The organism is Vibrio sp. Isolate22, from assembly GCF_022398115.1.
GTDB lineage: Bacteria > Pseudomonadota > Gammaproteobacteria > Enterobacterales > Vibrionaceae > Vibrio.
Genome location: NZ_JAKEUW010000145.1, coordinates 1 through 1,041, shown reverse-complemented (window position 1 = coordinate 1,041; position 1,041 = coordinate 1). Strand labels below are relative to the sequence as shown.

The 1,041-nt window shown below is 44.3% G+C and carries 4 tRNA genes and 2 rRNA genes; all 6 read left to right on the top strand.

Going from position 1 to position 1,041, the window contains the following annotated elements:
- Positions 1-114, top strand: a 16S ribosomal RNA gene (locus tag L1D55_RS27375); the annotation flags it as partial.
- 88 nt (positions 115-202) lie between these two features.
- A tRNA-Glu gene (locus L1D55_RS27370) sits at positions 203-278 on the top strand.
- A 2-nt stretch (positions 279-280) separates the two neighbouring features.
- Positions 281-356, top strand: a tRNA-Lys gene (locus L1D55_RS27365).
- A gap of 25 nt (positions 357-381) precedes the next feature.
- Positions 382-457 (top strand) — tRNA-Ala (locus tag L1D55_RS27360).
- Between the two features lie 29 nt (positions 458-486).
- Positions 487-562, top strand: a tRNA-Val gene (locus L1D55_RS27355).
- A 313-nt stretch (positions 563-875) separates the two neighbouring features.
- Positions 876-1,041 (top strand): 23S ribosomal RNA (locus L1D55_RS27350); the annotation flags it as partial.

Below are 1,041 nucleotides of genomic sequence, written 5' to 3'. Positions count from 1 at the left end.
AAAGAAGTGGGTAGTTTAACCTTCGGGAGGACGCTCACCACTTTGTGGTTCATGACTGGGGTGAAGTCGTAACAAGGTAGCCCTAGGGGAACCTGGGGCTGGATCACCTCCTTATACGAAGATGTTCACGATAAGTGTCCACACAGATTGATACGGTTTAGAAAGTAAAGAGACGAAGAACTCCCAAGTTCTTCAATCCAGTGTCCCGTTCGTCTAGAGGCCTAGGACACCGCCCTTTCACGGCGGTAACAGGGGTTCGACTCCCCTACGGGATACCATTGGGTCGTTAGCTCAGTTGGTAGAGCAGTTGACTTTTAATCAATTGGTCGCAGGTTCGAATCCTGCACGACCCACCATTTCCTCCCAAGGAAATAAAAATATGGGGCTATAGCTCAGCTGGGAGAGCGCCTGCCTTGCACGCAGGAGGTCTGCGGTTCGATCCCGCATAGCTCCACCATTCCTTCCATAAGGAATTAAAACTTTTATGGGCGATTAGCTCAGTTGGGAGAGCACCTGCCTTACAAGCAGGGGGTCACTGGTTCGAGCCCGGTATCGCCCACCATCTTTAAGCATTCTTACGAGTGTGTTTAAAAATGGGTTAAAAGTTTAACGCTTTGAAACTCTTGCTCTTTAACAATTTGGAAAGCTGACTGATTAACTCTAAGAGTTAATCAAATTAAAAGTTCTCAATGTTTATCTTTAGATAAACACAACACAAACACATTCAAGTGTCTTGGCTTTTTGTCTTCACTTTTTAAAGTGAAAATAAAGAGCATTAAATTGAGTCCGGCAAACACGTAATAAGAACTAACCCTTCTTATTACAACCAAAAACCTTGGTTGTTTACCATACATAAAGACCTCTTCGGGTTGTATGGTTAAGTGACTAAGCGTACACGGTGGATGCCTTGGCAGTCAGAGGCGATGAAGGACGTATTAACTTGCGATAAGCCCAGATTAGACAGTAAAAGTCATTTGAGTCTGGGATTTCCGAATGGGGAAACCCACTTACATAAGTAAGTATCTTGTTGTGAATACATAG